Raw genomic sequence first — 297 nt, 5'->3', positions numbered from 1 at the left:
GTGGTAATCCAGCAGTTCGTAGGCTTCTCGTTGCTCCTCCCCTGTTTCCAGCGCGTGCTCGTAGCGTTCAACATCTCGCAGGCCCGCGGGGGATGTATGGCTCAGCATGCTATGCGGCACGATATCCTCGGTATGCCCCCAGGGCAGGCGCGAGCTGCCAAAGCGGAACAACCAACTGCGCTTGACCGCTGCTGGCTGGTCGGGAATGCGCGCTGGCTGGTAGGCGCTGGGGCTGTAGTGGGAAGTCATGGGGGGCAATCAATCGGCATAACGTACATGGCGAGCCATGATGTTGAG

Annotated in this window: 1 pseudogene; it reads right to left on the bottom strand. The window is 60.9% G+C overall.

The window, feature by feature from the left end:
• Positions 1–249, bottom strand: a pseudogene (locus LO50_RS23160) (hypothetical protein); the annotation flags it as partial.
• Positions 250–297 lie beyond the last annotated feature (48 nt).

This window comes from Stutzerimonas stutzeri, assembly GCF_000935215.1.
Classification (GTDB): Bacteria; Pseudomonadota; Gammaproteobacteria; order Pseudomonadales; family Pseudomonadaceae; genus Stutzerimonas.
Note: the sequence above shows the minus strand (reverse complement) of the source record. Positions and strands in the feature narration are given on the sequence as shown.